This window comes from Dinoroseobacter sp. PD6 (assembly GCF_028807315.1).
GTDB lineage: Bacteria > Pseudomonadota > Alphaproteobacteria > Rhodobacterales > Rhodobacteraceae > Dinoroseobacter > Dinoroseobacter shibae.
This window is the reverse complement of record NZ_JARAMN010000003.1, coordinates 59388-82985: the sequence shown is the minus strand read 5'-3', so window position 1 is coordinate 82985 and position 23598 is coordinate 59388. Positions and strand designations below refer to the sequence as shown.

Annotated in this window: 15 protein-coding genes and 1 pseudogene; all 16 read right to left on the bottom strand. The window is 69.8% G+C overall.

Annotated features, from left to right (window positions below):
- Position 1: 1 nt before the first annotated feature.
- The 16 genes and pseudogenes from PVW48_RS06085 to PVW48_RS06015 all read right to left on the bottom strand — a co-directional run bounded on the left by PVW48_RS06085 (position 2) and on the right by PVW48_RS06015 (position 23594).
- On the bottom strand, positions 2–913 hold the full coding sequence (locus PVW48_RS06085) for a dihydrodipicolinate synthase family protein (RefSeq protein WP_274580705.1): 912 nt from the start codon (positions 911–913) through the stop codon (positions 2–4).
- Positions 910–2085, bottom strand: a complete 1176-nt coding sequence (locus tag PVW48_RS06080) for an L-rhamnonate dehydratase (RefSeq protein ID WP_274580704.1) — start codon at positions 2083–2085, stop codon at positions 910–912. The genes PVW48_RS06085 and PVW48_RS06080 overlap by 4 nt, the downstream gene beginning before the upstream one ends.
- Positions 2086–2088: 3 nt before the next feature.
- The gene (locus PVW48_RS06075; protein WP_274580703.1) at positions 2089–3585 is read right to left on the bottom strand and encodes a tripartite tricarboxylate transporter permease; all 1497 of its coding nucleotides are present in this window, start codon (positions 3583–3585) and stop codon (positions 2089–2091) included.
- A gap of 5 nt (positions 3586–3590) precedes the next feature.
- Positions 3591–4031, bottom strand: a complete 441-nt coding sequence (locus tag PVW48_RS06070; RefSeq protein ID WP_012179114.1) for a tripartite tricarboxylate transporter TctB family protein — start codon at positions 4029–4031, stop codon at positions 3591–3593.
- Between the two features lie 69 nt (positions 4032–4100).
- A complete protein-coding gene (locus tag PVW48_RS06065; protein WP_274580702.1) occupies positions 4101–5045 on the bottom strand; it encodes a Bug family tripartite tricarboxylate transporter substrate binding protein in 945 nt (314 codons plus the stop codon).
- A 375-nt stretch (positions 5046–5420) separates the two neighbouring features.
- The gene (gene murD / locus PVW48_RS06060) at positions 5421–6815 is read right to left on the bottom strand and encodes a UDP-N-acetylmuramoyl-L-alanine--D-glutamate ligase (RefSeq protein WP_274580701.1); all 1395 of its coding nucleotides are present in this window, start codon (positions 6813–6815) and stop codon (positions 5421–5423) included.
- Positions 6816–7042: 227 nt separating this feature from the next.
- The gene (locus PVW48_RS06055; RefSeq protein ID WP_012179117.1) at positions 7043–7984 is read right to left on the bottom strand and encodes a glycoside hydrolase family 25 protein; all 942 of its coding nucleotides are present in this window, start codon (positions 7982–7984) and stop codon (positions 7043–7045) included.
- 51 nt (positions 7985–8035) lie between these two features.
- A complete protein-coding gene (locus PVW48_RS06050; protein WP_274580700.1) occupies positions 8036–9058 on the bottom strand; it encodes a hypothetical protein in 1023 nt (340 codons plus the stop codon).
- Positions 9059–9101: 43 nt separating this feature from the next.
- Entirely contained in the window at positions 9102–9668 is a 567-nt protein-coding gene (locus PVW48_RS06045) for a DUF4255 domain-containing protein (RefSeq protein ID WP_274580699.1), read from the bottom strand.
- Entirely contained in the window at positions 9665–10990 is a 1326-nt protein-coding gene (locus tag PVW48_RS06040; protein ID WP_274580698.1) for an ATP-binding protein, read from the bottom strand. Before PVW48_RS06040 ends, PVW48_RS06045 begins: the two co-directional genes overlap by 4 nt.
- Positions 10987–13425, bottom strand: coding sequence for a contractile injection system tape measure protein (locus PVW48_RS06035; RefSeq protein ID WP_274580697.1), 2439 nt, complete (start codon positions 13423–13425; stop codon positions 10987–10989). The genes PVW48_RS06040 and PVW48_RS06035 overlap by 4 nt, the downstream gene beginning before the upstream one ends.
- Positions 13426–15099: 1674 nt before the next feature.
- A pseudogene (locus tag PVW48_RS20120) lies at positions 15100–15600 on the bottom strand (contractile injection system tape measure protein); the annotation flags it as partial.
- Positions 15597–18197 carry a hypothetical protein gene (locus tag PVW48_RS06030; protein WP_274580696.1) on the bottom strand — a complete coding sequence of 867 codons (2601 nt, stop codon included), beginning with the start codon at positions 18195–18197 and terminating at the stop codon, positions 15597–15599. The pseudogene PVW48_RS20120 and the gene PVW48_RS06030, both read right to left, overlap by 4 nt.
- A 15-nt stretch (positions 18198–18212) precedes the next feature.
- A complete protein-coding gene (locus PVW48_RS06025) occupies positions 18213–19253 on the bottom strand; it encodes a hypothetical protein (RefSeq protein WP_274580695.1) in 1041 nt (346 codons plus the stop codon).
- A gap of 13 nt (positions 19254–19266) precedes the next feature.
- A complete protein-coding gene (locus PVW48_RS06020) occupies positions 19267–23127 on the bottom strand; it encodes a baseplate J/gp47 family protein (RefSeq protein ID WP_274580694.1) in 3861 nt (1286 codons plus the stop codon).
- A gap of 17 nt (positions 23128–23144) precedes the next feature.
- Positions 23145–23594 carry a GPW/gp25 family protein gene (locus tag PVW48_RS06015; RefSeq protein ID WP_012179125.1) on the bottom strand — a complete coding sequence of 150 codons (450 nt, stop codon included), beginning with the start codon at positions 23592–23594 and terminating at the stop codon, positions 23145–23147.
- Positions 23595–23598 lie beyond the last annotated feature (4 nt).

Sequence of the window (23598 nt, the reverse complement as noted above, 5' to 3'; positions counted from 1 at the left end):
CTCACCGTCCCCAGCGCAGGACGAGAGGGTCGAGCGGGCGCAGCAGGTCGATCAGCCGGGCCCGGATCGCCGGGTGCAGGGGCGCGATCGGGTGGCGGCAGAATTCCGAGGCGATCACGCCGCCCTCCACCATCGCGGCCTTGCAGGACTGCCAGCCGCATTGGCGGTTCTCGTGGTTGATCGCCATGGCGACCCGCCCGTAGGCCTCGGTCGCGCCGGAGACATCGCCTGCGTGGTACCTGGTCAGCACGGGCTTGATCTGGTCCACGATCATGCCGCTGGTCATCGTGCCGGTGGCCCCGGCATCGAGATCGGCCAGCAGGGTGATGGCTTCCTCCCCGTCGAACGGGCCCTCGATGGCCGCACCGCCCTGCGCGATCAAGGCGCGGATCTTGTTGGCCGCCCGCGGGCACTCGATCTTGAAGAGCTTCACGGCCTCGATCTCGCGCGCCATGCGCACCAGCAGGTCCACGGGCAGATCGACCCCCGAGAGCGGCGCATCTTGCACCATGATCGGGATGCCCACCTCGCCCACGGCGGCGAACTGCTCGAACGACTGCTCCGGCGTGCCCTTCAGGAGCGCGCCGTGATAGGGCGGCATTATCATCACGATATCGGCGCCGAGATCCTTGGCAAAGCGCGCGCGCTCCACCGCGATCTGGGTGGCGAAATGGCTGATGGTGACGATCACCGGGACGCGGCCGGCCACATGCTCCACGCTCAGCCGGGCCAGAACCTCGCGTTCGGCATCGGAAATCAGGAACTGCTCGGAGTAGTTGGCGAGCACGCAGATCCCGTCCGCCCCCTGGTCGATCAAACAATCGAGGACCCGCTTCATGCCATCGAGATCGAGGGTGCCATCCTCGTTGAAGGGGGTCGGGGCGACGGGCCAGATGCCGGAATAGGTGTTCATTCTGTGATCTCGAAATGTTTCAGGTGAGCGTCGCTGATGGTGATCCCGAGCCCGGGCGTGTCGTCATCCAGTTGCAGATAGCCGTCCACCGCCTCGGGATCGCCGTCGAAGATGTAGTAGAACAGCTCATTGCCCACTTCGACGTCGAAGACAGGGAAATACTCGCTGATGGGGCAGTTCATGTTGGCCATGGTCAGGTGGTAGTTGTGCATCTGGCCCGCATGGGGGATGACGATGATCTGCGCGGCCTCGGCGATGGCGTTGATCTTCTGCGCCGCGGTGATGCCGCCCACCCGGTTGGTGTCGTATTGCAGCACGCTGACGGCCTTGCGGTTGATCAACTCCGCACAGCCCATGACGCTGAATTCATGCTCCCCGCCCGAGATCGGCACGATCCCCATGGCGTTCAGCTCCGCATAGCCCGCCACGTCGTCGGCAATCACCGGCTCTTCGAGCCAGCGCGGCTCGAACCGCTCCAGTTTGGGCAGCATCCGCTTGGTGTAATCGAGGTTCCAGCCCATGTAGCACTCAAGCATCAGGTCCACGTCATAGCCCAGTACCTCGCGCAGGGCCTCCACGCGCTTGAGGTTCTCGCGCATCCCCGCCGGGCCGTCCTTGGGACCGTAGCCGAACCGGGTCTTGTAGCCTTGGTAGCCATGCTTTTGCGCCTCTGCGGCCTCTGCCTGCATCGCGGGGATGCTGTCGGCGTAAAGCTTGGAGTAGTAGACCGGGATCTTCTCCTTGGTGCGCCCGCCCAGGAGCTTGAACACCGGCTTGCCCACCAGCTTGCCCATCAGGTCCCAGATCGCGATGTCGATGGCACTGATCGCGGTCATGCCGATCCCCTTGCGCCCCCAGGCATGGGTGCGGCGATACATCTTTTCCCACAGGTAGGCATAATCGAACGGGTCCTCGCCGATGACCAGGGGCGCATACCATTCGTCGATAGCCTGCTTGACGACGTTGGGCGCCAGCGCCGCGTTCCCGATCCCGATGGTGCCATCCTCGGTCTCGACTTCGCAGGTCAGCCATTGGTGGAACCGGAAGGAGGCCATGGCGTCGCCCTGGATCCACAGCGCATCGGACGCATTGGTGCAGAAATTGCCCTGCGGCGGGACGGTCGGGCCGGTCCAGTTCCAGACGCGCGTGCGTACGGATTTGATCTTGGTCATGGATTACTCTCCGGTTGAAACCATCGGGTCACGTTGCTTGAACAAACGCCAGAAAAACGGCCCGAACAACGCCAGGACGGTCAGAACAAAGAAGAAAAGCGTGAGCGGCCGGGTAAACATCAGCCACCACTGGTCGTCGAGCATGATCAGGGACTGGCCGAGACGCTTCTCCAGCATGCCGCCGAGGATCAGCCCGATGGCCAGCGGCACGACCGAGTAGCCGAAGCCCCGCATGAAATAGCCCACGACCCCGGAGGCCAGCGCGATGTAGACATCCAGCATCGACTGGTCGAGCGCATAGGCCCCGACGATCGAGAAGGTGAAGACAACCGGCCAGAGGATCTGCACCGGCACGAAGGTGACCCGGGCAAAGAGCTTGGCACCGAACAGGCCCACGAAGATGAACGTCACATTGACCAACAGCATGGCCCAGAAGATCGCATAGGCGAACTCGGCCTGTTCGGTGAACATGGTCGGCCCCGGTTGCAACCCGTGCACCATGAGCCCGGCCAGGATCACGGCCGCCGTGGGGCTGCCCGGAATGCCCAGGGCCAGCGTGGGCACCATGGCCCCCCCGGTGGCCGAATTGTTGGCCGCTTCGGACCCGGCAATGCCCTCGATGGCGCCCTTGCCGAACTCTTCGGGGGTCTTGGACCAGCGTCGCGCCTCGTTATAGCCGATCATCGAGGCCACGGTCGCGCCCTCGGCGGGCAGGATGCCGATAAAGGTCCCGATGCCGGAACTGCGCAGGATGGTGCGCCAGACCTTGCGATAATCCTCCCGCGAGGGCAGCTTGATCGCCTTCATCTCGATCAGCTTGCGCTTGGCTTGCAGGCGCTCGGCCTGCACCAGCAACTCGGAGATGCCGAAAATGCCGATCATCACGGGGACGAAGCCGATGCCCTCGGACAGCTCGTTGAAGCCGAAGGTGAACCGCTCCACCGTGGTCAGCAGGTCCTTGCCAACGGTCGCGAGAAACACGCCCAGCGCCCCGGCGATGATGTTCTTGAGCGGCGTGCCATCCCCGATGGTGGCCAGCATCGAGATGCCGAACACGGTCAGCGCGAAGTATTCGGGCGGGGCGAAGTTATAGGCCATGCGCGCCATCAGCGGCGCTGCCATCATCAGGCACACGACCGAGATGATCCCGCCGATGGTCGAGGACACGGTGGCCATGCCCAGGGCGCGGCCCGCCTCGCCGCGTTGGGCGAGCGGGTAGCCATCGAGGCAGGTAGTGGCACTGGCCGAGGTGCCGGGCGTGTTGATCAGGATCGCCGTGATCGCGCCGGCAAAGGTCGCCGCGCAGTAGATCGTGGTCAGGATCGCGATCGCCGGGATCGGGTCCATGGTAATGGTGAAGGGCAGCAGGAGTGCCGCGCCGGTGGTCGCGTTCAGCCCCGGAAGCGCGCCGATGATCACCCCGCCCAGCGTGGCCGCGAAGAGCAGCACAAGCAGGGACGGGTCCATCAGGGCGTAGAGGCCCGCAAACAGTGGTTCCATGGTCTCTATCCGTACCAGAGGTTGGTGAGCAGGCCCCGCGGGAAGCGGATTCGGAACACCAGGTCAAAGAGCAGGAAGATCAGCAGCGGGCTGAGGACCGAGACCAGCCCGATCCCCCAGGGCCGCCGTTCGCCCCAGGTCCAGGCGAGACAGCCGGCAAAGACCCCCAGCCCGAGAAACAGGTCGATCTGCGCCACCAGCGCGAACACCACGAAAAGCCCCAGGCTGACCCAGACATTGGGGCCCACGGGTTTGTTTTCCTTCGGCGCGTCGAAGATCATCACCAGGACCGACAGCGCCATGATCAGCAGCAGCACCATCTGGGGGAAGTCCGACGGCTGCATCCCGCGCAGCAGGATCGGCGGGACCCGGTCGAACTGCGTGCTGAGCCAATAGGCGATCATGCAAAAGACAATCGTGCCGCAGGGAACCGCAAATCGCGTCATCTCATCCGTCCTTGAAGGGGGAAGGGACCGGCCCGCAACGCCTGGCGGACCGGCCATCTGTCGTGCGGCTTACTCGATGAAGCCCAGCTCACGCAGGGCGGCATCCATGTCTGCCTGCATCGAGGTCAGCTGGTTACCCCAGACCTCGGAGCCCGCGACCGAGCTGGCATCCAGCCCCACGGAGGTCAGGAAGCCCTGATAGACCGTGTGGTTCATGGCGTTCAGGAGCGCCTCTTCGATCTTGGCCGCGACATCGTCGGGGGTGTCCGCATGGACCACGAAGCCCCGCACGGTGGAGAAGTTGGCGTCGATGCCAAGTTCCTGCGCGGTGGAGACATCGGGCAGACCGCTCATCCGTTCCGGCGCCAGAACCACGATGGGACAGATATCGCCCGCTTCGATCTGGGAGCCTGCCTCGGCGAGGTTCAGGACCGCGACATCCACGGCGCCTGCGACCAGCTGGGTGGCCAGCTCGCCGCCGCCCTCGAAGGGGACGATCCGCGGGGTGGCAAGCTCGCCGCGCCGGGCGAACATGAAGGCCGACACGTCGTCGATCCCGCCCAGGTGGGTGGTGCCATAGGTCAGCGGTTCGTCCTTCTGGGCGTCGACGAAGGCCTGGGCGGAGTCGTAGACACCGCAGCGCGTCATCAGGATCTGTGGATCATCGGTGCCGCGCGCGATCGGGCGCACATCTTCCAGCTTCATGTCGGTCTTGCCCAGCGCCACGGTGGCCGAGTGGCCGATGGTGAAGGTCAGAATGCTGTGACCGTCCGCGTCCTGGGTCAGGTAATAATCCATGGCGGAGGCCCCGCCCCCGCCGCGCTTGTTGACCACGACCATGTCGGTGCCCAGCTCGCGCCGCGCCCGGATCATCATCATCCGCGTGGTCACATCCGTGCCACCGCCATTGCCCGCATGGGTGATGACCTCGATGGTCTTGGCCGGAAATTCCTGTGCAACGACATCACCACCGACAATCGCAGCGGCCGCCGCCAAGGCAAAAACTTTCTTCATGGAGTCCTCCCGTTCATCCAGCGCATGCAGCGCCCGGACAACCGGATACCATGGCATTCGAAATTTTGGAATACCAAAATTTCGAATATCGGGACAGACACGCCTTCGCTGAAGGTTTCCCCTTGGAAACGGGACCATCCGGACCTTCACGCGATGCATCCTGCCCGGGGTGACGCGCGTTTTGGCACCGGTCCGTTGGCGCGTTGCGGCGCGACCGGCGCCGTCACGGAGGAGATGAAGGGGGCGCCCGAGGCCCTAGGGCGTAGCGGCCTGGCATGTGCAGGACCTCGGCTCGGCGCATCCCGAAGGTGCGGCGGGCATCCGATTCACGGCAGGATTTTGCGGCCGCACAAGCGGACCGGCCTTGCCGTCAGTTCATAGGTACTTCGCCACCTCGGCGATGAAGTCCTCGCCGCGCCGCTCGAAATTGTCGTACTGATCGAAGCTGGCCGCGGCGGGGGCAAGCAGGATCGTATCGCCCGGTTCGGCTTCGGCCACGGCTGCGGCCACGGCGCGGGCCATGGTCTCGCAGACCTCGTGGGGAGTGTCGGGAATGCCCAGGGCGAACTCGGCCGCCGAGCGCCCGATCAGGTAGGCCTTGCGGACCCCGCCCAGATGGGGGGTGAGGGCCGCGAGGCCGCCCTCCTTCTCCAGCCCGCCGGCGATCCAGCGGATGCGGTCGAAAGCCTGTAGCGCCTTGGCCGCGCTGTCCACGTTGGTGGCCTTGCTGTCATTGACGAAGGTGACGCCATTCGCGGTGCCGACGATCTGGCTGCGGTGCGGCAGCCCCTTGAAGCTGGCAAAGCCCGCCTCGATCTGGCGCGGGGCAAGGCCGAGGCTGCGGCAGGCGGCATAGGCGCAGGCGGCGTTCTGGTGGTTATGGGCCCCGGGCAGGCCCGGGATCGGGCGCAGGTCGATGGACCCGGTCTGGCGGCCCTTGCGGTGCTCGGCCAGGAACCCCTTGCGCGCGCTGACGACCCAGCCGGGCCCCGAGGGTTTGGCGGAGGTCACCCGGATCACCCGGTCATCGGCGGGCGCCACGGAGAGCTGGGAGGCGAGGAACAGGCCCTCGGGCTCGTCGGTGCCGATCACCGCACGGTCCGGCCCGCCGATGGTGAAGAGCCGCCGCTTGGCCGCGAAATACCCACCCATGCCACCGTGACGGTCCAGGTGGTCGGGGCTGAGATTGGTGAAGACCGCGATGTCGGGGGTCAGGGCACGGGCAAGCTCGGTCTGGTAGCTCGACAGCTCCAAGACGACGATGCCGCCATCCTCGCCCGGGTCGATGTCGAGCACGCCGCGGCCGATATTGCCGGCCAGCTGGGTGGGCCGGCCCGCCGCCGTCAGGACGTGGTGGATCAGCGCGGAGGTAGTGGATTTGCCGTTGGAGCCGGTGACCGCGACAATGCGCGGGAGGGTGTCGAACTCGTCCCAGTCCGGCGTGGCGAAGGAGCGGAAGAACAGACCGATATCGTTGTCGACGGGGATGCCGAGGGACATGGCCAGCGCGATGGTGGGGTTCGGGGTCGGGTAGAGATGGGGGATGCCCGGCGAGGTGATCAGGGCCGCGACCCCGTCGAAGGCGTCGGCGCGTTTGAGGGGCGCGCAGGCGAAGCCCTCGGCCTCGGCCCGGGCGCGGGCCTCGGCATTGTCGTCCCAGCACAGCGGCGTGGCACCGCCGGCGCGCAGGGCGCGGGCCGTGGCGAGGCCGGAGCGGCCCAGTCCGAGCACAGCGATGGTTTCGCCGGAAAATCCGCGCACGGGGATCATGGAGGGCTCCTGTCTGTGGCCGGGTCGTCTGCGGGCGCAAGATGCACCGGGGCGCAGGCGGCGGCAAGGTGGGGCGGGCAAGCGCCTTCGAAGGCGCTTGGCGGGGCGCGGGCGGCCCCGTCGGGACAGAGGATCAAGGGGCGGTGGCGTTGGAACCCGGCTCGCCCCGGCCACCGGGCCCGCGGGGTCGAGACCGGGCCCAAGCGCCTTCGAAGGCGCTTGCGGGCTCAGCGGGTGGGTTGGACGCGGACGTTCACGTCCACATCGCCGCTGACCCCCGGCACCGCACCCTTGTCGGTGAACTGCCACATCACGGTGTTGAACCCCTCCAGCGCCGCAGGCGCCGAGCCGCTGTCGGTGGGGGCTGCCGTGTAGTCCGCCAGCCAGACCGGGTAGCGCTTGCCCAGGTCCGCCCCTGCATCGCCGATCCGCGCGGTCCACCAGTCGCGATTGGTGTAGATCACCGGGGTCTGGCCCGTGGCCAGGGCCACCGCACGCATCCAGGTGTCCACGGCGGCGACGATCTGGGCCGGAGTTTTCTGTTCCCAGCGGTCGACTTTCTTCTCGGTATAGTCCCATTCCACGTCCAGAACCGGCGGCAGGTCGCTGGAGCTGCGCGCGTCATAGACCGACAGGAAGAACCGCGCCTGGGCCGCCGGATCCGACAGCGCCGACAGGAAGTGATAGGCCCCACGCGGGATCTTGGCCTTGCCCGCTTCATTCCAGCTGGTGTCGAACTCGGAATCCTTCACCGTCCGGCCCTGGCTGGCCTTGATATAGACATAAGCCACCTTGCTCTGGGCCACGTCTGCCCAAGTGATGTTGATCTTCGCGTTGCCCTTCTGGATGTTGTAATGTGACACGTCGATGCCGAACTCGGTGCTGCCTTCGGGTACGTTCGTGGGAAAGCCGAAGGCGCCGCCCGGGGGGATCACCGATGCCGTGGCCGGCGTCCCGGCGGTTGCGGCGGGCGCTTCCGTGCCGTCCTGCGTCGCGGGGGCCGTCGGGGAGGGTGTGCCGGACGCCGCGGCGGTCTCCCGCGCGATGGCCTTGCGCTCGGCCCGGGTCAGTTCCCGGGACGAGATGTCCGCGGGCGGAACCGTGATCAGGGCCAGGGCGAGGACTGTGAGCACGGCCAGCAGGATGGCGCTGAGAGCGGGCATCGACATGGGGTCTCCTTTCAGAGGTGACCGGAACGCGCGCAGGCGCGTAGGGTGGTGTCAGACAGTGACATAAATCGTGGACCAGGCCTCGGGGCCGTTGGGCCCCTGTTCGAGGGCAGTGTTGGCGGGCCCCGGCTGCGGCAGCTGCCGGGGCGGTCCGGCCTCCGCCGGCAGGGTCAGGGCGATGCGGCGGGCGGGGGCGGGGCGCAGCGCCAGCGGGATCGGCCCCGCGCTCTCGCAGAGCCACACGGTGCGCCCGTTGCGCATCGCCTTGCGCGGGGCGGCAAAGCGCAGCGGGTCGGGCGCGCTGATGGCCGCGGCGCCGAGATCGCGCGCAGCGCTTCGGCTCTGGAGCACATAGCGCCAGCGCGGGGCGCGGGCCCGGAACCGCACGGTCAGGGTTCTGGGTGTCTCCCGTGGCCCCACCGGCGTGGCACCCGCCAGCGGCACCGTCACCAGCCCGTAGAGCCGCGCGGGCGGTTCGTCCGACAGGATCAGGTCGCACAGTGGCTGGTCGTCGACCTCCAGCCGGTAGGTGCCCTCGGGCACTTCATCCGCCGCAAGGTCGAGGTGACTGTGTTTGCCCGGCGGCAGCGGCGCGCTCCAGGCGGGGTCGTCGGCGGGGTCGGCGCCAAGGGCGCGCAGGGCCATCCGGCCGCCCGCGACCGCCGCCTGGAGCATCACGCGCCCGCGCCGGGCCACCACCGGAAGGGTCCGACCGCGGGCACTGGGAAGGCTGCCCTGCGGATCGAGCCCGCCGGGGCCGAGGCTGAGCGCATCGCGGGCACTTTCGGCGCCCCAGTCCGGCTCGGTCACAAGTGCGAAATCCGGATCGCGCAAGCCCAGTCGGAAAGTCACCAGCGCCGGCGCCGCGGGGTCGAGCGCGGGAGGCGCGCCGAAGGGCATCTGGGCATAGATCTCCGCCACATCCTGGGTCACCCGCAGCCGACAACAGCCCCGCCGCAGAGCCGCGGCGGTCTCGGGCGTCGGCTCGAAGGCGATCGGCACCGCGGCGGGGTCATAGTAGTCATGGGCGATCCGCAGGCTGAGGAGCGGCGCGAGGGTGATCCCGATGGTCATTATCCTGTCTCCTGAAGGCTACATCCAAGACGGTGGGGCATGGTCAGGTCTCCACGGCGGTGGAGGTGATACGCGAGACATCGGTGCCGACGAAGCCGTCCTCGACCACCAGCATCCGCGCCTTGTAGACCGCCGAGGGCAGGTAGGTGCCGCCGAGCACGGTCCACAGGTTGTGGATCGATTGCAGGTCGAGATCGCGCCATTCCACCGATAGCCTCTCGATCCCCTCGGGCAGGGTCGGGTCCGATTGCGGGGTGAAAAGCGGTCGGGCCTGGAAGGCGCCGATGCCCGCCGAGAGCACCCGCAGCCCGTCGGCATACTGGTCGGGAAAATTGGCCGACAGCAGGAAGATCAGGTTGATGTTCAGGGGCTGGGGCGCGCGCCGGGCGACGCCGCCCTCTTCGCGGTAGACCCGGCCGGTATTGCCGGCAGTGCCCTCGCGTTCGATGTTCACCAGCGTCAGGACGAGGCGGTTGGCGGTTTCCTCCCCCCCTGCCCCGGGATCGCGCGCAACGCTTTCGAGCGCCACCAGATCGCTGGCGGCGGCAAAGCGTGTGCGCAGTTCCTCGTTCAGCATGGCGGTGAGGAATTTCAGGGTTGCATCGATCATGGTCCGGCTCCTGCCAGTTTCCCGGCCTTGTGCAATTCGCGGGCGATGGCCGCGCGCAGACTTGCGGCGGTGACGGTCGGGGCGCCTGCGCGCAGACGTGTCAGGTGGGCGGTGCGGGCGGTGTTGACGATCTCGCCGCCCGACAGCGCGACCTCCTCGGCCAGCGCCACAAGGTCGACCTCCGGGGCCAGAAGGTGGGCCTCGGGAAAGGCGTTGCGCCAGATCGCCAGCCGCGCCGCGGGGTCGGGCAGATCGAACCGGATCATCGACTGGAACCGGCGGGCGAAGGCCGCGTCGATATTGCTGCGCAGGTTGGTGGCCAGCAGCACGATGCCTGCGAAATCCTCGACACGTTGCAGGATGTAGGACACTTCCTGGTTGGCGTAGCGGTCGTTGGATTGCGTCACGTCCGTGCGCTTGCCGAAGAGCGAGTCCGCTTCGTCGAAGAACAGGATCCAGCCCTCCGCCTCGGCCTGGTCGAAGACGCGGGCGAGGTTCTTTTCGGTCTCGCCGATCCATTTCGACACCACCAGAGACAGGTCGACCCGGTAGACATCGCGCCCGCTGCGCTGACCCAGGAGCGCGGCACTGAGGGTCTTGCCCGTGCCCGAGGGGCCGTAGAACAGGCTGCGATAACCTGGAAGGATCAGCCGCCCGATCCCGGCGGTCGCGGCCAGCGCGGCGCCGTGCTCGGTCCAGGCGAGCACCTCTTCGAGCTCGTGCAGGGTGCGCTCGGGCAGGATCAGATCCTCCCAGCGCATCTGTGTTTCCAGCCGCTTGGCGGGGAAGTCGGGCCGAAACTCGGGCCGGTGCCGGGTGCCCAGCAGGATCCGGCCCACGAATTGCGGCGCCAGCTCCAGCGGGGCGTGCAGGCCTTGGGCGTCCAGCCCGCGCAGAGGCAACAGGAACCCCCCGGCGACCAGCGCCCCGTCGGCACTCAGCATTTCAAGCGCAGCGCGGCGGTCGCCCTCGGTGTCGAGCAGGAACATCGCCGTGCCGAGGCTGGGCTGAGCCCCGCCCTCGGGCCGGGCTGCCAGGCAGAACTCGGAAAACACCCGATCCGTGGCGGGGTTACGGGTGAGGAACGGGTCCAGCGCCTCGGGCCGCAAGACCGGGGCCAGCGCCAGCGCGAGCAGCAGGCGACCCTCCGGGGGGACTTGCGCCCGGCGCAGCGTTCGGGCCAGCGGGCAGGTCTTGGGGCTGAGCCTGGGCGGCGAAGGCGAGGCGGCCTGCCCGGTGCCGAAATGGCGCGCGATCCGGGCGGCAATGGCGGCCTCCAGCCAGTCAAGCTCGGCCTTGAGGGTTCGGGAAGTGGCGATCATGTCCATGAGACGTGCAGCGCCTCCGGCATCCAGGGCAAGGCCACCACCGACCACGGCCATGGGATACCCCCCAAAAGCATGTCGAACGGGCCCTTGGTGACCTGCAGCGTCAGGGCGGCGTCCGGGCCGGGGCGGCGGATCACCCCGTGGCGCATCACGAAGGTCTCGCGCAAGGCGTCGGCATCGGTATTGGCGAAGGCCGCGACCTGCGACGCGGTGAAGCCGAGCAGGCTCTCGGCCAGCGCGGCCTCCTCCGGGGTCGCGGCACCGCCCGGGGCAAGAGGCGTCGCAAGGGGCATCCCGCAAAGCAGCTTGGGCAGGGCCAGCTCGTGCTCGGGCAGGTCCATGCGTCCGCTGGCCAGCAGAGCCAGCAGGTGGACGGCCCTGGGGCGGCTGTCGTCACGCAGCCCACCGGAGGGATCGAGGCAATCGCTGCGCGCGAGATAGGTCGCGAGGTGGACATGGAGCAGGACCAGCCCCGCCAGCCCGGTATGGATGTCGCCCGCGGGCGCAAGGGGCGCGGGCGGGGGGGCGAGATGGGCAAGCAGGATCTCGACCGAAGTGTCCAGAGCCGCAGCCAGGGCTGCGTGAAACGCCCCCGGCCCTTCGGGCGCGTCGATCGGCGCGGCGGCATGGGCCGCGGTGAGGCGCGCCGCCAGATCCCGCGGATCAAGGCCGATGCCCGCCCGGCGGAGCGCCCGGGCGACGGTTTCGAGCGCATCGACGTGGCGGGCCGGAGGCATGGGCAGGCCCATGGCAGAGAGATGGTCCATCAGGGACCCGAGCGGAGTGCCCAAACCCGCCGCCAGTGCCGCGTGGAACGCCCCTGGCCCGTCTGGTGCATCGATCGGGGCGGCAGCATTGGCCGCCGTGAGGCGCCTGAAGAGATCCTGCGGATCGAGACCAAGACCGGCCTGCCGCAGCCTCTGGGCGACCTGCTGCAGCGGAACTTGCGCATCCGGGCCTGGCGCCCGGGCGTCCGTGCGATTGCCATCGGCAGGATCGGTCGGCGTAGCTCCGTCCTCGGGCGTTTCGGCGGCGAGCCCCCCCGTGACTGACCGGTCGAACGGCGATGAGGCAGATTGGTCGCGCCCACGTTCCGAAGACCGCACGCCAGCCGTGTCCTGTGCTGCAACGCCGTCCGGAGGCGCGGATGTCGGGACTGGGGATGCCCCGCGCGCTGTGGCGGGTGCCGCCGCGGTGCGGACAGTCTCCGGGTAGGTTGGGTCCGGCGTCGGGGGGGCGGCGGTTTCGGGACGCTGAGGCCGTCCTGTCGGATTGCCATCCACATGACCATCCGAGGCAGTCTCGGGGATGCGTCCGTGCGGCGGAACTTCCCCGGCGATCGGCGCAATGTCGCGCGATTTCAGAGGCGTGACATTCGGGTGGGTCTCAGCGGACGCGGAGGTGTCCAGCGCCTCCGCCAGGGCGGCGCGCAGGCTTGCCAGCTCATGCGCTGACAGGCCCGAGAGCGCCTGCCCCGCCGCGCCCTCCGGCGGCTCTGAGAGATCGCGCGCCATCCGGGCGCGCACGGTCTCCAGCGGCTGAGCGGCGCGCTCCGACGCGATCTCCGCAAGCGCCGAGAGAACGGATCCCAGCGGCACGGGGGCCGACGGGTCCGGCCCGGACGCTGCGCCGTTCGCCCAGGCGCGGAGCGTGGCCAGCGGCAGGTCCGCAGCACTCAGTGGCACGTTCGCCACCGCCGCGAGCCACGCGGCCGCCCGGCGCGCCAGCTGCGCCTGGTCCTGGCCGAGGCGTGCGGACAGGGTCGCGGCACGCTGCGCCGGGCTGACCTGTTCCAGGGCGGCGGCAAGGGCTGCTGCCGGGGGCGGCGGCCCGGACGGCGTGACGCGGGCCGCATCGGGCCGGAGGTAGCGCGCGACCAGCGCGGTCGCGGCGTCCATTGCGGCAGATGGCGTCTTGGTCGCGGCAGGCGGGCGGGGGAGCACCACCTCGGCACGCATCGGTGGCTCTTCTGCGGGGCTGCGCCCTTGGGCGCGGGTGGTGGCGGGCGGAGGGTCGGTATCCTGCACGCGTTCCCGCGGTGCGGACTCCTCCGCCTGCAGGTCGCGCAGCATCTCGATCAGGGGCGCGAAGCGAGGCTCGGCGGCGCGCCCCGATGCCAGCGCGGAGAGTTGTGCTGCGAGCGCTCCCGGCGTCTCGGCAGTCCGGCCCCGGCTTCCGGCCCGCAGAACGGCGCGTAGCCAGCGGCGGGCATCGCCCTCGAAACCCCCACCCGCAAGAAGGGTCAAGCTCGCCCCCGCCAGATGCGGACCCAGTGAGTCATCCGGCGCCGCGGCCCGCAGGATGGTCACAGCGAAGCCGCCAAGGGTCGGCAGCAGCGCCAGATGCGCCGCCTCGATCCGGGTCCAGTCCAGCGGGGAGAGCAGCGCTTGCCGCCCGGTCGGGGTCTGCAGGAGACCGGCCCAATCCATGCCGATTTCGGGGGGCGCGGGCGGCGTTTCTTCGCCGCGCCTATGGCTTGGCTGGCGCGGTTGGGAGGCGTCTTGCCCGTCGGGATGCGCACCTGCGCGGACAGCCGGGACAGGGGCTGCGCCCGGATCCGGCGGCGGGGGGCGCAAGACGGACGGCCGCGCCGGCGCCCCCGGGGTCGGCGCGGCAAGACCTGCGGCTGTCGGGAGTGACGCCGCGGGCGCGCGCTCTCCGGAAGCGCCGGCAGCCAGCGAGGCTTGAGGCGCCGCTCGGGTGTCCTCGGACACCTCGGCCCGCGCGTCGTCGACCCGGGGCAATGCGTCGGGTGCTTGGGCCCGCGGCGGATCATCGTGCGGGGTACGTGCGGTTGTGTCGACGGGGGACCGTGCCCCGTCACGAGCGGGTAAGAGATCCGCCAAGACCGGGCCGGGCGCCTCCGTAGCCTCGGGCGCCCTGCGCGCGCCCAGTGCGGGAGGGGCGTTCGGTGGCGCGGCTCTGGACACAACAGGCGGCGCGGTCTCGGACGCCTGTGGTCTGGCCGGACCGACCTTGGCCCTCTGCCCGGTCATGTCCGGGGTATCCGGGTCGCCCCGCTGACGTGAAGGGGCGGTCGCAAAGGCCCGGGCGGTGTCTTCGGCAGGGTCCGAACCAGGCGAGGCGTTGGTCCGAGACGTGGGGTCCGGGGCGCGCGCCCCGCGATCCACCTCCGATCCTGGAGGCTGATGCGACGGCTCTGACGGGTCCTGCGGCCCATGTAACGGTGGCGCGGCAGGTGCGCGCGGGACAGGCCCGGCCGAACCTGACGACCCGATCCCCGTCGGGTCGGAAGCAGGCGGCGGGGTGTCTATCGCACCCCCTTCGAAGACGTTCTGCGCCCTGGAGCCCCCCGGTACGGAGGATGGCCCCGGGCGGGGGACGTCTTGCGCGGGCGCTACCCGCCGGATGGGGGATGCGGATGGACCGCTGCGCGCGGCTCCTGGGGGATCCGCTTGCGCTCCCGCAGGGGCCCGCGCCGCTGGGGATGCGGAGCGGGGGCCGGTCGGTGTGTCCAGTCCTCCGGGGAACTGTCCGGTCCCGGTCGCAGCCGGCGTGGGCGATGCCGGGTCGGCCGAGGACAAGGGCAACACTCGGTCACCTCCGGGCGGCACGCGGGCGTCCGGAGCGTCCACGGCAGGGGGCGGGCTCGGCGCGGCCGAAGGTGCCTTCGGAAGACCGGGAGACGGTGGGCGCCCAGAACCGCCCGCGGGCAAGGACCGCTCGTTCGCGGCGCCCGGCCCTTGCGGTGCGGTCGGACCTGCGGGAGCAGGGTCGGACGGGGTGGCCCCGCGGGAGCCTGCCGCTTCGGACGGATCGACGGGATGCCCCGGCGCGGCCCGCGGCATCGGAGGCACGGCGTTTTCGGCAGGCAGATCGGCAGCGGACCCCGCGCGGCGCTGTGGCGGGGATGGTGCGGCCCGCGTGGACGGGTCCAAAGCGGCGGTTGGATTCCCGGGGACGGCCGATATGGCTGCGCGGTCTTCCCTGGCCTCAGGCCCCGCGGCAGGCGAGGCGGGGACCGCCGGTTGCGCCGGGGAGGCGTGCGAGAGCGGCTTGTCCGGCCCGGGGAGGCCGGCCTCGGGGGCCAGCGCGGCCAGTCGGGCGCGTAGGGGCGCAGGCACATGGGTTGCCAGGCGTTGCGCCACGGCAGGCTGGTCGGCCAGCGAAGCAAGCAGCGCCCGCAAGCCGTCGGGATGGTCGGCCAGGCAGGGCTCCAGCAGGCCGGACAGCCCGGGCGCGGCGGCGCCGGGCCAGTGCGGATAGGTGCCGTGCTGGAGGTAATGGGCGAGATCACGCAGCCGGGCGGGCTGGAGCGGGACACGGGGCATGTGAGCCCGTGCGAGCGATCCCGCCGCCGCCACCGCCTGCTCCGCGCGGTGCGCATCGAGAGCGGCGCGCAGAGCCTCGGTCAGCCGCCGGGCAAGCTCGTCTTCCAGCACGAAGGCAGGGATATCTCCCAGATCGAGCGCGAGCTGATCGAGGCGCAGGTCCACGCCCGCCTCCTCCAGCAGCTCGGTCAGCAATCCGGGCAGGCGCGCGGCGGCGAAATCACTGAGCCGGGTCTGCACCGCATCCGCCTGTTCGGGATCGGGCAGGTCAATGGCGAAGGTCAGCCGGTCTATGCGGTGATCGAGGCTCATCCTTGCACGGCGTCGCCGCGCCGCCGGGCCCGCAAGGCACGAAACTCGCGGCAGAAAAGATCATGTATCTGGCGGCGCAGGATCTGCGAGGCCTGCGCGCCCGCCGCAAGTGCTTCGGCAGATGGGGTGCGGGTCGCACGCACGCAAAGCTGCGCGGCGCACCAGGCGGCGTAGGCCCGTGCGAAATCACGCGCCTCCTGCGGGGTCTCCCCATCGAGCCAGAGCATGGCAGGCAGGGTATGGGCAGGCATCTCCTCGGTGACGATGTCAGCCAGATAGGCCCGACGTGCGGGCGAGGTGCCCGAGGCATCCGGGGCCAGCACGAGGGTGGCACCCCGGGCCGCGAAATCGAGCGGCATCACCACCGGGGTGAAGACCGCATCGAGCGCCCGGGCATCGCGCCCGGCCCCTTGGCAGGTGGCAACCATGCGGGCGATCCAGTCGGCGGCATGGGAGCGGGACCGGAAATTCTCCACCACTTCGATCGAGAGCCCATCAGGACCGACGAGGCAGACGGTCGTGCCATAGCTACGTTCGGGCGACGTTGTGTAATGGGCCGGATCCGCGCCGAGCGCACGGAGTTGCGGCAGCAGCATCTCCAGCGGTGGCAGGGCGGGATCTGGCTCCAGCACCCAGTGCACCGCCCGGTCCCCGATCGCCAACCGGAAGGCCGAGCGCGGCAGGGGGGCGGAAATCGCGAAGCTTGTGCCGATCTCCTCGCGGCCGATCCTGGCCTCCAGCCCGTCATCCTGCAGCAGAACGTGCTCGATCAGGAACATGGGCGCGTCATGGCCCGACCGCAGGGCGATCCGGCGCAGCAGCGGGCAGGTCTCCGGCGCGGCGAGATCGACCCCCTGCCCCCGCCCTTGCCCGAGCGCGATCACGTCCCGCAGGAGCGCGGCCTTGCGGTCGAGCAGCCAGCGCTCGAAGATCTCCAGCGGTTGGGCCTTGTCATCGTAGAGCCGCTTCAGCTCGGCGGTGTCGATCCGCTCGCCGAACCTTGCCAGCAGGTGGTCGAGGGCACGGTTGCGCCGCTCCAGGGGGCGGTCCTGGCTGTCGCGCAGCTCCGCCAGACCGTCCTTGTAGGCCGTGAACCAGCCTTGGGTCCGGCCCGGCTCGGGTGTCTCCGGCTGGCCCAGTATCGGGCCGAGGGCAGTCGCATCGTCCGGGCTTGGCTCGGGCCGCGTCAGGGGCTGCACATGGTAGCTCGGCCCCTCGGACGGCAGAGCCAGCAGGTCCGCGGTGGCATCGAGCTGCGCAAGGTGATTGGCGAGCATCTGTTCGAAGATCGCGAGATAGGCCTTGAGCTGGCGCGCCTGGGCCTGGCGGGCATCGCGGGCGGCCCGGGTGTCGGCCACCCCCTCGGCCAGCGGGGCACTGCCCTGCACGCCGTCCGGGCCGATGCCGTAGACACCCGGGAACATGTGCTGGATCGACCGATAGCGCGCGAGCTGCCGCGCCGGATTGCCGAGGGTGATGCGGGAATAGTCGGAATTGGCGACCTGGCGGATGGCATAGTGCTCCTCCCAGCGCAGCTTCTCCTCGCGGTGGCGCAGTTGCACCAGCACCTTGTCCGCGTCGAAGCTGACCTGCGCCCCGCGGCGGAACACCCTCAGCCCCTCGAGGTCCGCAGCCTTGCGCGACAGGGCGGGGATGACGAGGGCCGCGGCGCGCTTGTCGGCGCAGAGAGCGCAGGGACACGGATCCTCGGCGTCGCATCCCCTGGGACAGGGCTTTTCGGGCGCCATGAGGCCATGCACGGTCTCGATCTGGGGCAGCGCGATGATGGCGGCCCGGATCCGGGCGAGGTCGATATCGCGTCCCGGCGGGCTCAGGCCACTATCGGGGATCAGCCCAAGCTCCAGCCCCGGTCCCTCGAACAGGGTTTCGGGCGCGGCGCTGCTGGCGAGGGCTTCATCGATGTCCTCGACCCGGGGCGGCGGGTTCAGCGCGATCTCCGCCGCGAACAGCATGGCCGAGAGGGCAGCTTCGGGATCGGCCTCCGGCGCGAGAGTGACGTCACCGCACAGGGCGAACTCGGCCGTGGGCGCGATCCGGACATGGCGGAAATCCACGCCCAGCGCACGGGTCTTGCGCAACAGCGCCATGGCGTCGTCTTCGATCTGCCGGTGGAGCCGCGCGGGCTGGGCCTCCTCCGCCACATCGGTGGCATAGGGTTGGATCCAGACGTCGTAATGCCCCCCCGCCCCGGAGGGACCGGGATGGGGCAGGATCCAGGCATTGCGCAGGCCCGACACCTGGTCAAAGAGCAGCTTGCGGTAGTCGTTGGAGGTCACCGGGGCGCTGGCGAAGGCCTGCGGGCCCGGAAAGAAAGGCTGTCGCTCCAGCGCGGGGTCGGCGGTGCTGGCCGAGGAGGCGAGGATATCCTCGATCGGGTGATCGGTGCGATACGCCACATCGGTGAGCGCGAAGACCAGCGTCTCCAGGATGGTGACACCCGGGTCGTGGAGGTTGTAGTCGGTCCATTCCTGCCCGCTATAGTGCTGGGCCGCGGCAATACCGGCGGCCAGCAACGCCTCGAAATCGAGGGTTTCGGGCGTATCGGGCGCCTTGGTGATGGTGACATGCTCGGTCATCGGCGCGCGCGCCCCTCAGGCCCAGAGCTTGGTGATGGTGTAATAGACCTTGGCCTCCTCCGGCCCCGGCGGCAGGGGCGGGCCGCGCAGTTGCAAGGTCCATGTCCGGTCGTCCATCAGCGCACTGCCTCCGGCCTTCTTCCAGCGCAGGCTGACGGCGCGGGATTTCAGATGGCGCAGGCGGTTGAGCTGGCGCAACAGGTAGAGCCCGGCCAGGCCCAGCACCGCGAGGGGCAGGTAGACCGTCACCACCTCGCTGGCCTCCACCCCGGTGATGCGCAGGCTGGTCATCAGACTGCCGACCCCCTGTTCGAGCTGCGCCGCCGCCCGGATCAGCGCGTCCTGCGCCGCACCCTCGGCCTGGGTGCCGATCAGCAGCAGACCCAGCAGGAAAAGACCGAGGATGATGCCGAGAAACAGGGCAAGGCTGGTGCCGACCCCCTCTGCGGAGGGTTGGCTGGTCAGCGAGAGCGCCGGTTTGCGATGCCCGCCCACCGCCGTGCAGGTCCCGTGGGCGATGCCATTGGGCTCCGTCGTGATGCCGAGCAGGGATTTGAACGCTGTCCCGAACCCGGTGGTCGCGGGATACACAGTCCGGGCGGTGGCCGCCGTGATCTCGAACGCGCAGGGCCGGCCCGGCATGGCGAGTATGTCATGCCAGCCGCCATCGCTCGCCACGCTCGACATATGCGCCACGGGCAGCTCGGTTTGCCCCTCCTCGAAAGCATAGGCGTCGAGCTTCGGGCCCAGCCGACCGGCGGCATTGACCCAGCCACCCAGCAGGATGTCGCCCGCCTCGGCGCTGGCGGGCGGCTTGCCCTCGGCGTCGAGTTCCAGCACCCGCAACTGTGCGTCCTCGTTCACCCCCAACTGCCACTGGCCCGGGCTGGGCCCGAGGGTGATCTCGCCGCGCGCCTTGAAGTCCTCGAAGGCCTGCTGGGCCTTGGTGAAATCGTCCTTGTGGACCATGGAATTGATCAGATCGGCGAAGTTCTCCCCGGTCGGCAGTTTGCCGTCGGAGAAGTTCTTGATCAGGTCGTCGACTTTTATGGTCATGACTGGGACGAGCTCACTTTACCAGGAACACCGCATCAAGCGCGTGGTGTCTTGTGTCAGGGGCGAAGGCCGGGGGGCGCGTGTCTTCGAGACGGGTCAGGATGAGATCCTCCCCGATGGTCAGGTTGCCGATCCCCGCAGGGCTCGGGCGCAGCGGCAGACTTGCGGGATCCGCGCTGTAGCTGGCGAGCTTGGCGGGACTTGCGGCGATGAAATCCGCCCCGACCTCCAGGTCGCCGATACCCGTGCGCGGCGGCAGGATCGAGATCAGGTGACGGCGCGCAGGCACGAAGACCGAGGACGGCGTCGCCCCGAGCAGGACCGCCGCCCGATCGCCGTCGGGCGCGTCGCGCAAACGGGCACTGTCCTTGAACCCGTGCGGCCCCAGCGCGCTGCCATTGGCACGCCGGGTGCGAAAGACATGCAGCACCGAGAAGCCCAGGACCTCCTCCAACCCGGGCATGGCGCGCAGATGTTGCAGCAGCATGGCCACGTCGAGCCGGGCCTGCCCGATCGGCATCGGGGCGTCCCGGGTCTGCATCCAGGGCGCGATCAACCCGGCCACATGAGCCGTCACATCGGTCACCGACAGCGCGACGCTGCCCGGTCGCGGCACCAGGTGTGCCTGCACGCGGATGGTCTCGTAGGACGGGTTGCGCACGTCGATCCGCGCCACTGGCAGAGAACTGCGCGCGGCCAGCCATGCGGCGATCTCGGCGCGCAGGTGCAGGGGCACGCGCGGAAACCGGGTCGGGCGGTCGGGCGCGCGGACAGGTGCCACGACCACCTCCACCCCGCCCGCACCATCGGGCAGCACGCGAACATCGCCGATCTCGTCGAATTCCTGCAGCACCATGCGGGCATAATCCATCGGCCGCTGGGCGCGCATCTTGTGGCCGAGACGCTCGGACAGCCGCACCCGGAAAGCCGCATCGCGCTCGGGCGCGCGGCCGCCACTACTGGGCACGGGCTGGGTGATCTTGGCGATGGCTGGGCGCGCGGCGAGAAACCGGGTGATCTGGCCCGCGGGCAAGTGCGGCGCGGCGCCCGCCTGCGCCGTGACCACGCCGGGGGCGGCGGTGATCCGGCGGGTGGCACGCACGCCGTGGGTGGTGATGTCGACAATCCTGCCGAACCGGCGCCGATTGCCGCGCAACGCCACCGAAAGCCAGACCAGGGGCGCGTCGGAAAACTGATCCGTCTCTTGCGCGGTCTGCGGCAGGGCAATCTCGACCACGCCCCGGGTGGTCAGCCCGTGCGTGGTGTCCTCGCGAAGGGCACCCGCGGACACTTCCCGCCAGCCGCCCGCGCCCAGGTAGTACCAGCACACTCCGGGGCGCGGGCCGGGATCGCCGGGCGCCCAGCTTTCGGCAAGGCTGTCGCGGATGTCGAAGAAGAGCGAAACCGTCTCCGGCAGGCGGGTGCGCTCCAGACCGATCATCAGGTAGCCGTCCACGTCGAGATCCGCGCGCAGCAGGCGCCGGCTGCCGGAGGGGCGCATCGGACCATGCACCATCAAGTTGTAGAAGGCGATCGGATCGCCCTCGCCCAGGGTCTCGCAACGCACGGCGGCGCGGTAGCTCAGACCGACCCCGGTCAGCAGCGGCAACAGCGGCGGCCTGGGCGGCGGCGCCTCGGTGTCCTTGGCCAGCGCCTTGGGCGTGACCGCCTTCAGCGCCTTGGACAGGGCGCCGGGCTTGGGCTTCATCGCCGCGGCGGCGAGGAGCTCGGGATAGAGCCGCTGGCCGAAGCCGAATCGCGGGCCGGTCAGCTCCACCCGGAGCGTGCCGGGGGGCCTGGTGTCGGGCCGGGCGAGGGGCGCGGAGGCCGCGGGGTCGGATCGCCCCTCGGGGCGCGGCAGGTGGGGGACATGCCACGCGGTCTCGGTGGCCACGCCGCCCTTGGCATCGATCCCAAAGAGCGGCGCGTCCCTCTCCGGGCGCGCAACGCCAGGCCCCTGCACCGGCAGCGGATGCCAACTCACCCCGTCGCTGCGCGCCAGGCTTGCGCGAAAATCGGTCTCGCTCAGCTTGGGCGCGTAGCCCGCATAATGGCTGGCGAAGGTCTCCGGCGGCAGGGGCAGCCCGGTCCAGTGGAAACACAGGCGCAGCTGCGACGGCTGCTTGCGTGCCAGTTCGGGCGCGGCGACCGTCAGGCGTGCCCGCGGCAGGGGCATGGGCCCGAAGGGCGCGAAGGGCTTTCCCGGCGCCACCGGGGCGATATCGGTTTCCATCTTCAGGGTGGTGAGGTCCGTAACCTGCACCGCGAGGGTCGCGCCCAGCACGCGCAGCCGGTGGAGCGGGGAGTAGGCAAACGCCCGCGCGGCGGGATTGAGGACCACGCGCAGCACAGGCTCGGGATGGGTGTCGGGATGGGACGCGAGCGGTGGTGCGGTGGCGGGCACCGACAGCCGCAGGCGCAGCGCATCGGGGTCGTCGGGATCCGCCCCGAGAGTGACTTCGGACACCGGATGCCAGCCGGTCGCGGTGGTGATCGACACCCGCACCGCCTCGGCCAGAAACTTCGCGAAAATGTCAGGGGGCAGCTTGCCTGAGCCGGTGTCCTCCGGCGCCCCCTGGTAGCGGTCGGCGAGCACCGCCTCGTACTCGGCCAATGCGCGCGCCAGCGTGCTCTCACCCTTGGGATCACAGGCCAGCGTCACGGTGATGTCGCGCTGCCCGCCCGCAAGCTCCAGGATCGGCGCGGCGAGGGCAAAGCCCACATGCGACGGCGCGTCCAGCCCGGGACCGAAAGGCGACCAGCCCAGGTCCGGGTCCGCGAGCGGCGCGCCCCGCCCGTCTTCGGAATTGGCCACCGGGTAGACATCCACCGCCTCGACGAAGGGCGCACCACCCCGATCCCGCAGGGCCATGTTGCGCTGCACCGCCACGGCGCGGATATGCGCGACACGGGCGGCGGTCACTTCGACCGCGCGGTCAAGCTCGAAGATCGCCGCCTCCGGTCCCGCGCCGCTGCCCGCCACCAATGGCGTGCCCGCCTCCAGGGTCAGCGCGCGCGCGCCCGGCGCCAGCGCGAAGGTGACATGGGTGCTGTCGGGGCGCGCAGGTTGCGGGGCGCTGCGCAGAACCTTGCGGAAATAGAACTCGAGATGCCGGTCGGTCATCCGGTTCAAGTCGGCTTGCGCCTTTTGCAACAGGTCCACGAAGGCCAGGAACAGACCGAGATGGCCGGGATGGTTGCGCCGCTCGGCCAGCGCGCGGTCGAGATAGGTCTCGGCGGCCAGCGCGACCTGCGCTGTGGCACGGTTCGCCGCACTGACCGCCCGCGACAGCGCCGCAGGATCGGGCAAGGCAGCCGCGAAGACCTCTGTCGGGCCGAGACGGCGGGCGGCCTCGGCCCGCGCTTCGACCTCCAGGGGATCGAGCGCCCGGCGCAGCGCCGTGAAGGGCGCGCTGGTCAGCTCGGTCTGGTCGGGCCGGGACAGGGTATGGGCGACATCCGCCACGAGGCTGTCTGGGGCTGCGAACACCGCCATCTCGCGCGCGCGGTCGCGCCAGTCCCAGATCCGGACCGTGTCCATGACCACGCGGCGGCACATCGCTTGCGGCGCGGTGTCGCTCATGGTGGCGCGATATTCCAGGGCGGCATCGACCGAGGCGATCTCGGCCAGAAGGAAAGTCAGATCATGGCGGAAGAACGCCTCCCACGCGCCCTGCCCCTCGGGCCGCGGGCCATGGGGTCGGTTCTGCGCATCGTAATAGGTCAGCAGCCGCGCCAGCCCCGTGGCCGTGTGCACCAGTTGCGCCCGGCTGCGCTCATCGAGCCGAAAGTAATCCGTGGCCAGAGCCTCGGGCGCCCGCGCGGCGCGGGACAGGTGCCCGGTATGGGCGGTATGGGGGGACGGGCGGGTCATCGGACGGTCAGACCGCCCTAGGGCATTCGGACATTCGTGCCCTCCTTGATGTAAAGCGGATAGACCATGTTGCTGCGCGAGTTGATCGCGGGCACGTCGTAGTCGAGATGGATCGCAAGCACCCCGTCGGCCGCCCGGGCGGTGTCGAGGGTGACGCTGCGCAGCTTGATCCGCGGCTCGAAGAACAGGATCGCGTGCTCGATCCTGGAGCGCAGCGCGCCGAGCTGCGTGGCATTCAGCGGTGTGTCCACATCCCCGGCAAGCCCTGCGCCGTATTCCGGCTGCAACAGGCGTTCCCCGCGGAAAGTCGAGAACAACACCCGCAAGCTTTCATGGATATCCTCGTGATCGCGCACCATGGTCAGCGCCCCCGGCCCCGACGCGCGGCCCTGGCCATCGAGCGCCACATCGAAACGGGGCGGAAAGGACCAGCCCCGGCCGAGAAAACTCTGTGCGGGATCGGACATCCGC

What these genes read in the sequence shown, in the direction of transcription:
- PVW48_RS06050 (WP_274580700.1), bottom strand. Translation starts at nt 9,058, where the DNA reads ATGACCATCGGGATCACCCTCGCGCCGCTCCTCAGCCTGCGGATCGCC.
- PVW48_RS06035 (WP_274580697.1), bottom strand. Translation starts at nt 13,425, where the DNA reads ATGGATTGGGCCGGTCTCCTGCAGACCCCGACCGGGCGGCAAGCGCTG.
- PVW48_RS06055 (WP_012179117.1), bottom strand. Translation starts at nt 7,984, where the DNA reads ATGTCGATGCCCGCTCTCAGCGCCATCCTGCTGGCCGTGCTCACAGTC.
- PVW48_RS06015 (WP_012179125.1), bottom strand. Translation starts at nt 23,594, where the DNA reads ATGTCCGATCCCGCACAGAGTTTTCTCGGCCGGGGCTGGTCCTTTCCG.
- PVW48_RS06045 (WP_274580699.1), bottom strand. Translation starts at nt 9,668, where the DNA reads ATGATCGATGCAACCCTGAAATTCCTCACCGCCATGCTGAACGAGGAA.
- PVW48_RS06020 (WP_274580694.1), bottom strand. Translation starts at nt 23,127, where the DNA reads ATGACCCGCCCGTCCCCCCATACCGCCCATACCGGGCACCTGTCCCGC.
- PVW48_RS06075 (WP_274580703.1), bottom strand. Translation starts at nt 3,585, where the DNA reads ATGGAACCACTGTTTGCGGGCCTCTACGCCCTGATGGACCCGTCCCTG.
- PVW48_RS06080 (WP_274580704.1), bottom strand. Translation starts at nt 2,085, where the DNA reads ATGACCAAGATCAAATCCGTACGCACGCGCGTCTGGAACTGGACCGGC.
- murD (WP_274580701.1), bottom strand. Translation starts at nt 6,815, where the DNA reads ATGATCCCCGTGCGCGGATTTTCCGGCGAAACCATCGCTGTGCTCGGA.
- PVW48_RS06030 (WP_274580696.1), bottom strand. Translation starts at nt 18,197, where the DNA reads ATGACCGAGCATGTCACCATCACCAAGGCGCCCGATACGCCCGAAACC.
- PVW48_RS06040 (WP_274580698.1), bottom strand. Translation starts at nt 10,990, where the DNA reads ATGATCGCCACTTCCCGAACCCTCAAGGCCGAGCTTGACTGGCTGGAG.
- PVW48_RS06085 (WP_274580705.1), bottom strand. Translation starts at nt 913, where the DNA reads ATGAACACCTATTCCGGCATCTGGCCCGTCGCCCCGACCCCCTTCAAC.
- PVW48_RS06025 (WP_274580695.1), bottom strand. Translation starts at nt 19,253, where the DNA reads ATGACCATAAAAGTCGACGACCTGATCAAGAACTTCTCCGACGGCAAA.
- PVW48_RS06065 (WP_274580702.1), bottom strand. Translation starts at nt 5,045, where the DNA reads ATGAAGAAAGTTTTTGCCTTGGCGGCGGCCGCTGCGATTGTCGGTGGT.
- PVW48_RS06070 (WP_012179114.1), bottom strand. Translation starts at nt 4,031, where the DNA reads ATGACGCGATTTGCGGTTCCCTGCGGCACGATTGTCTTTTGCATGATC.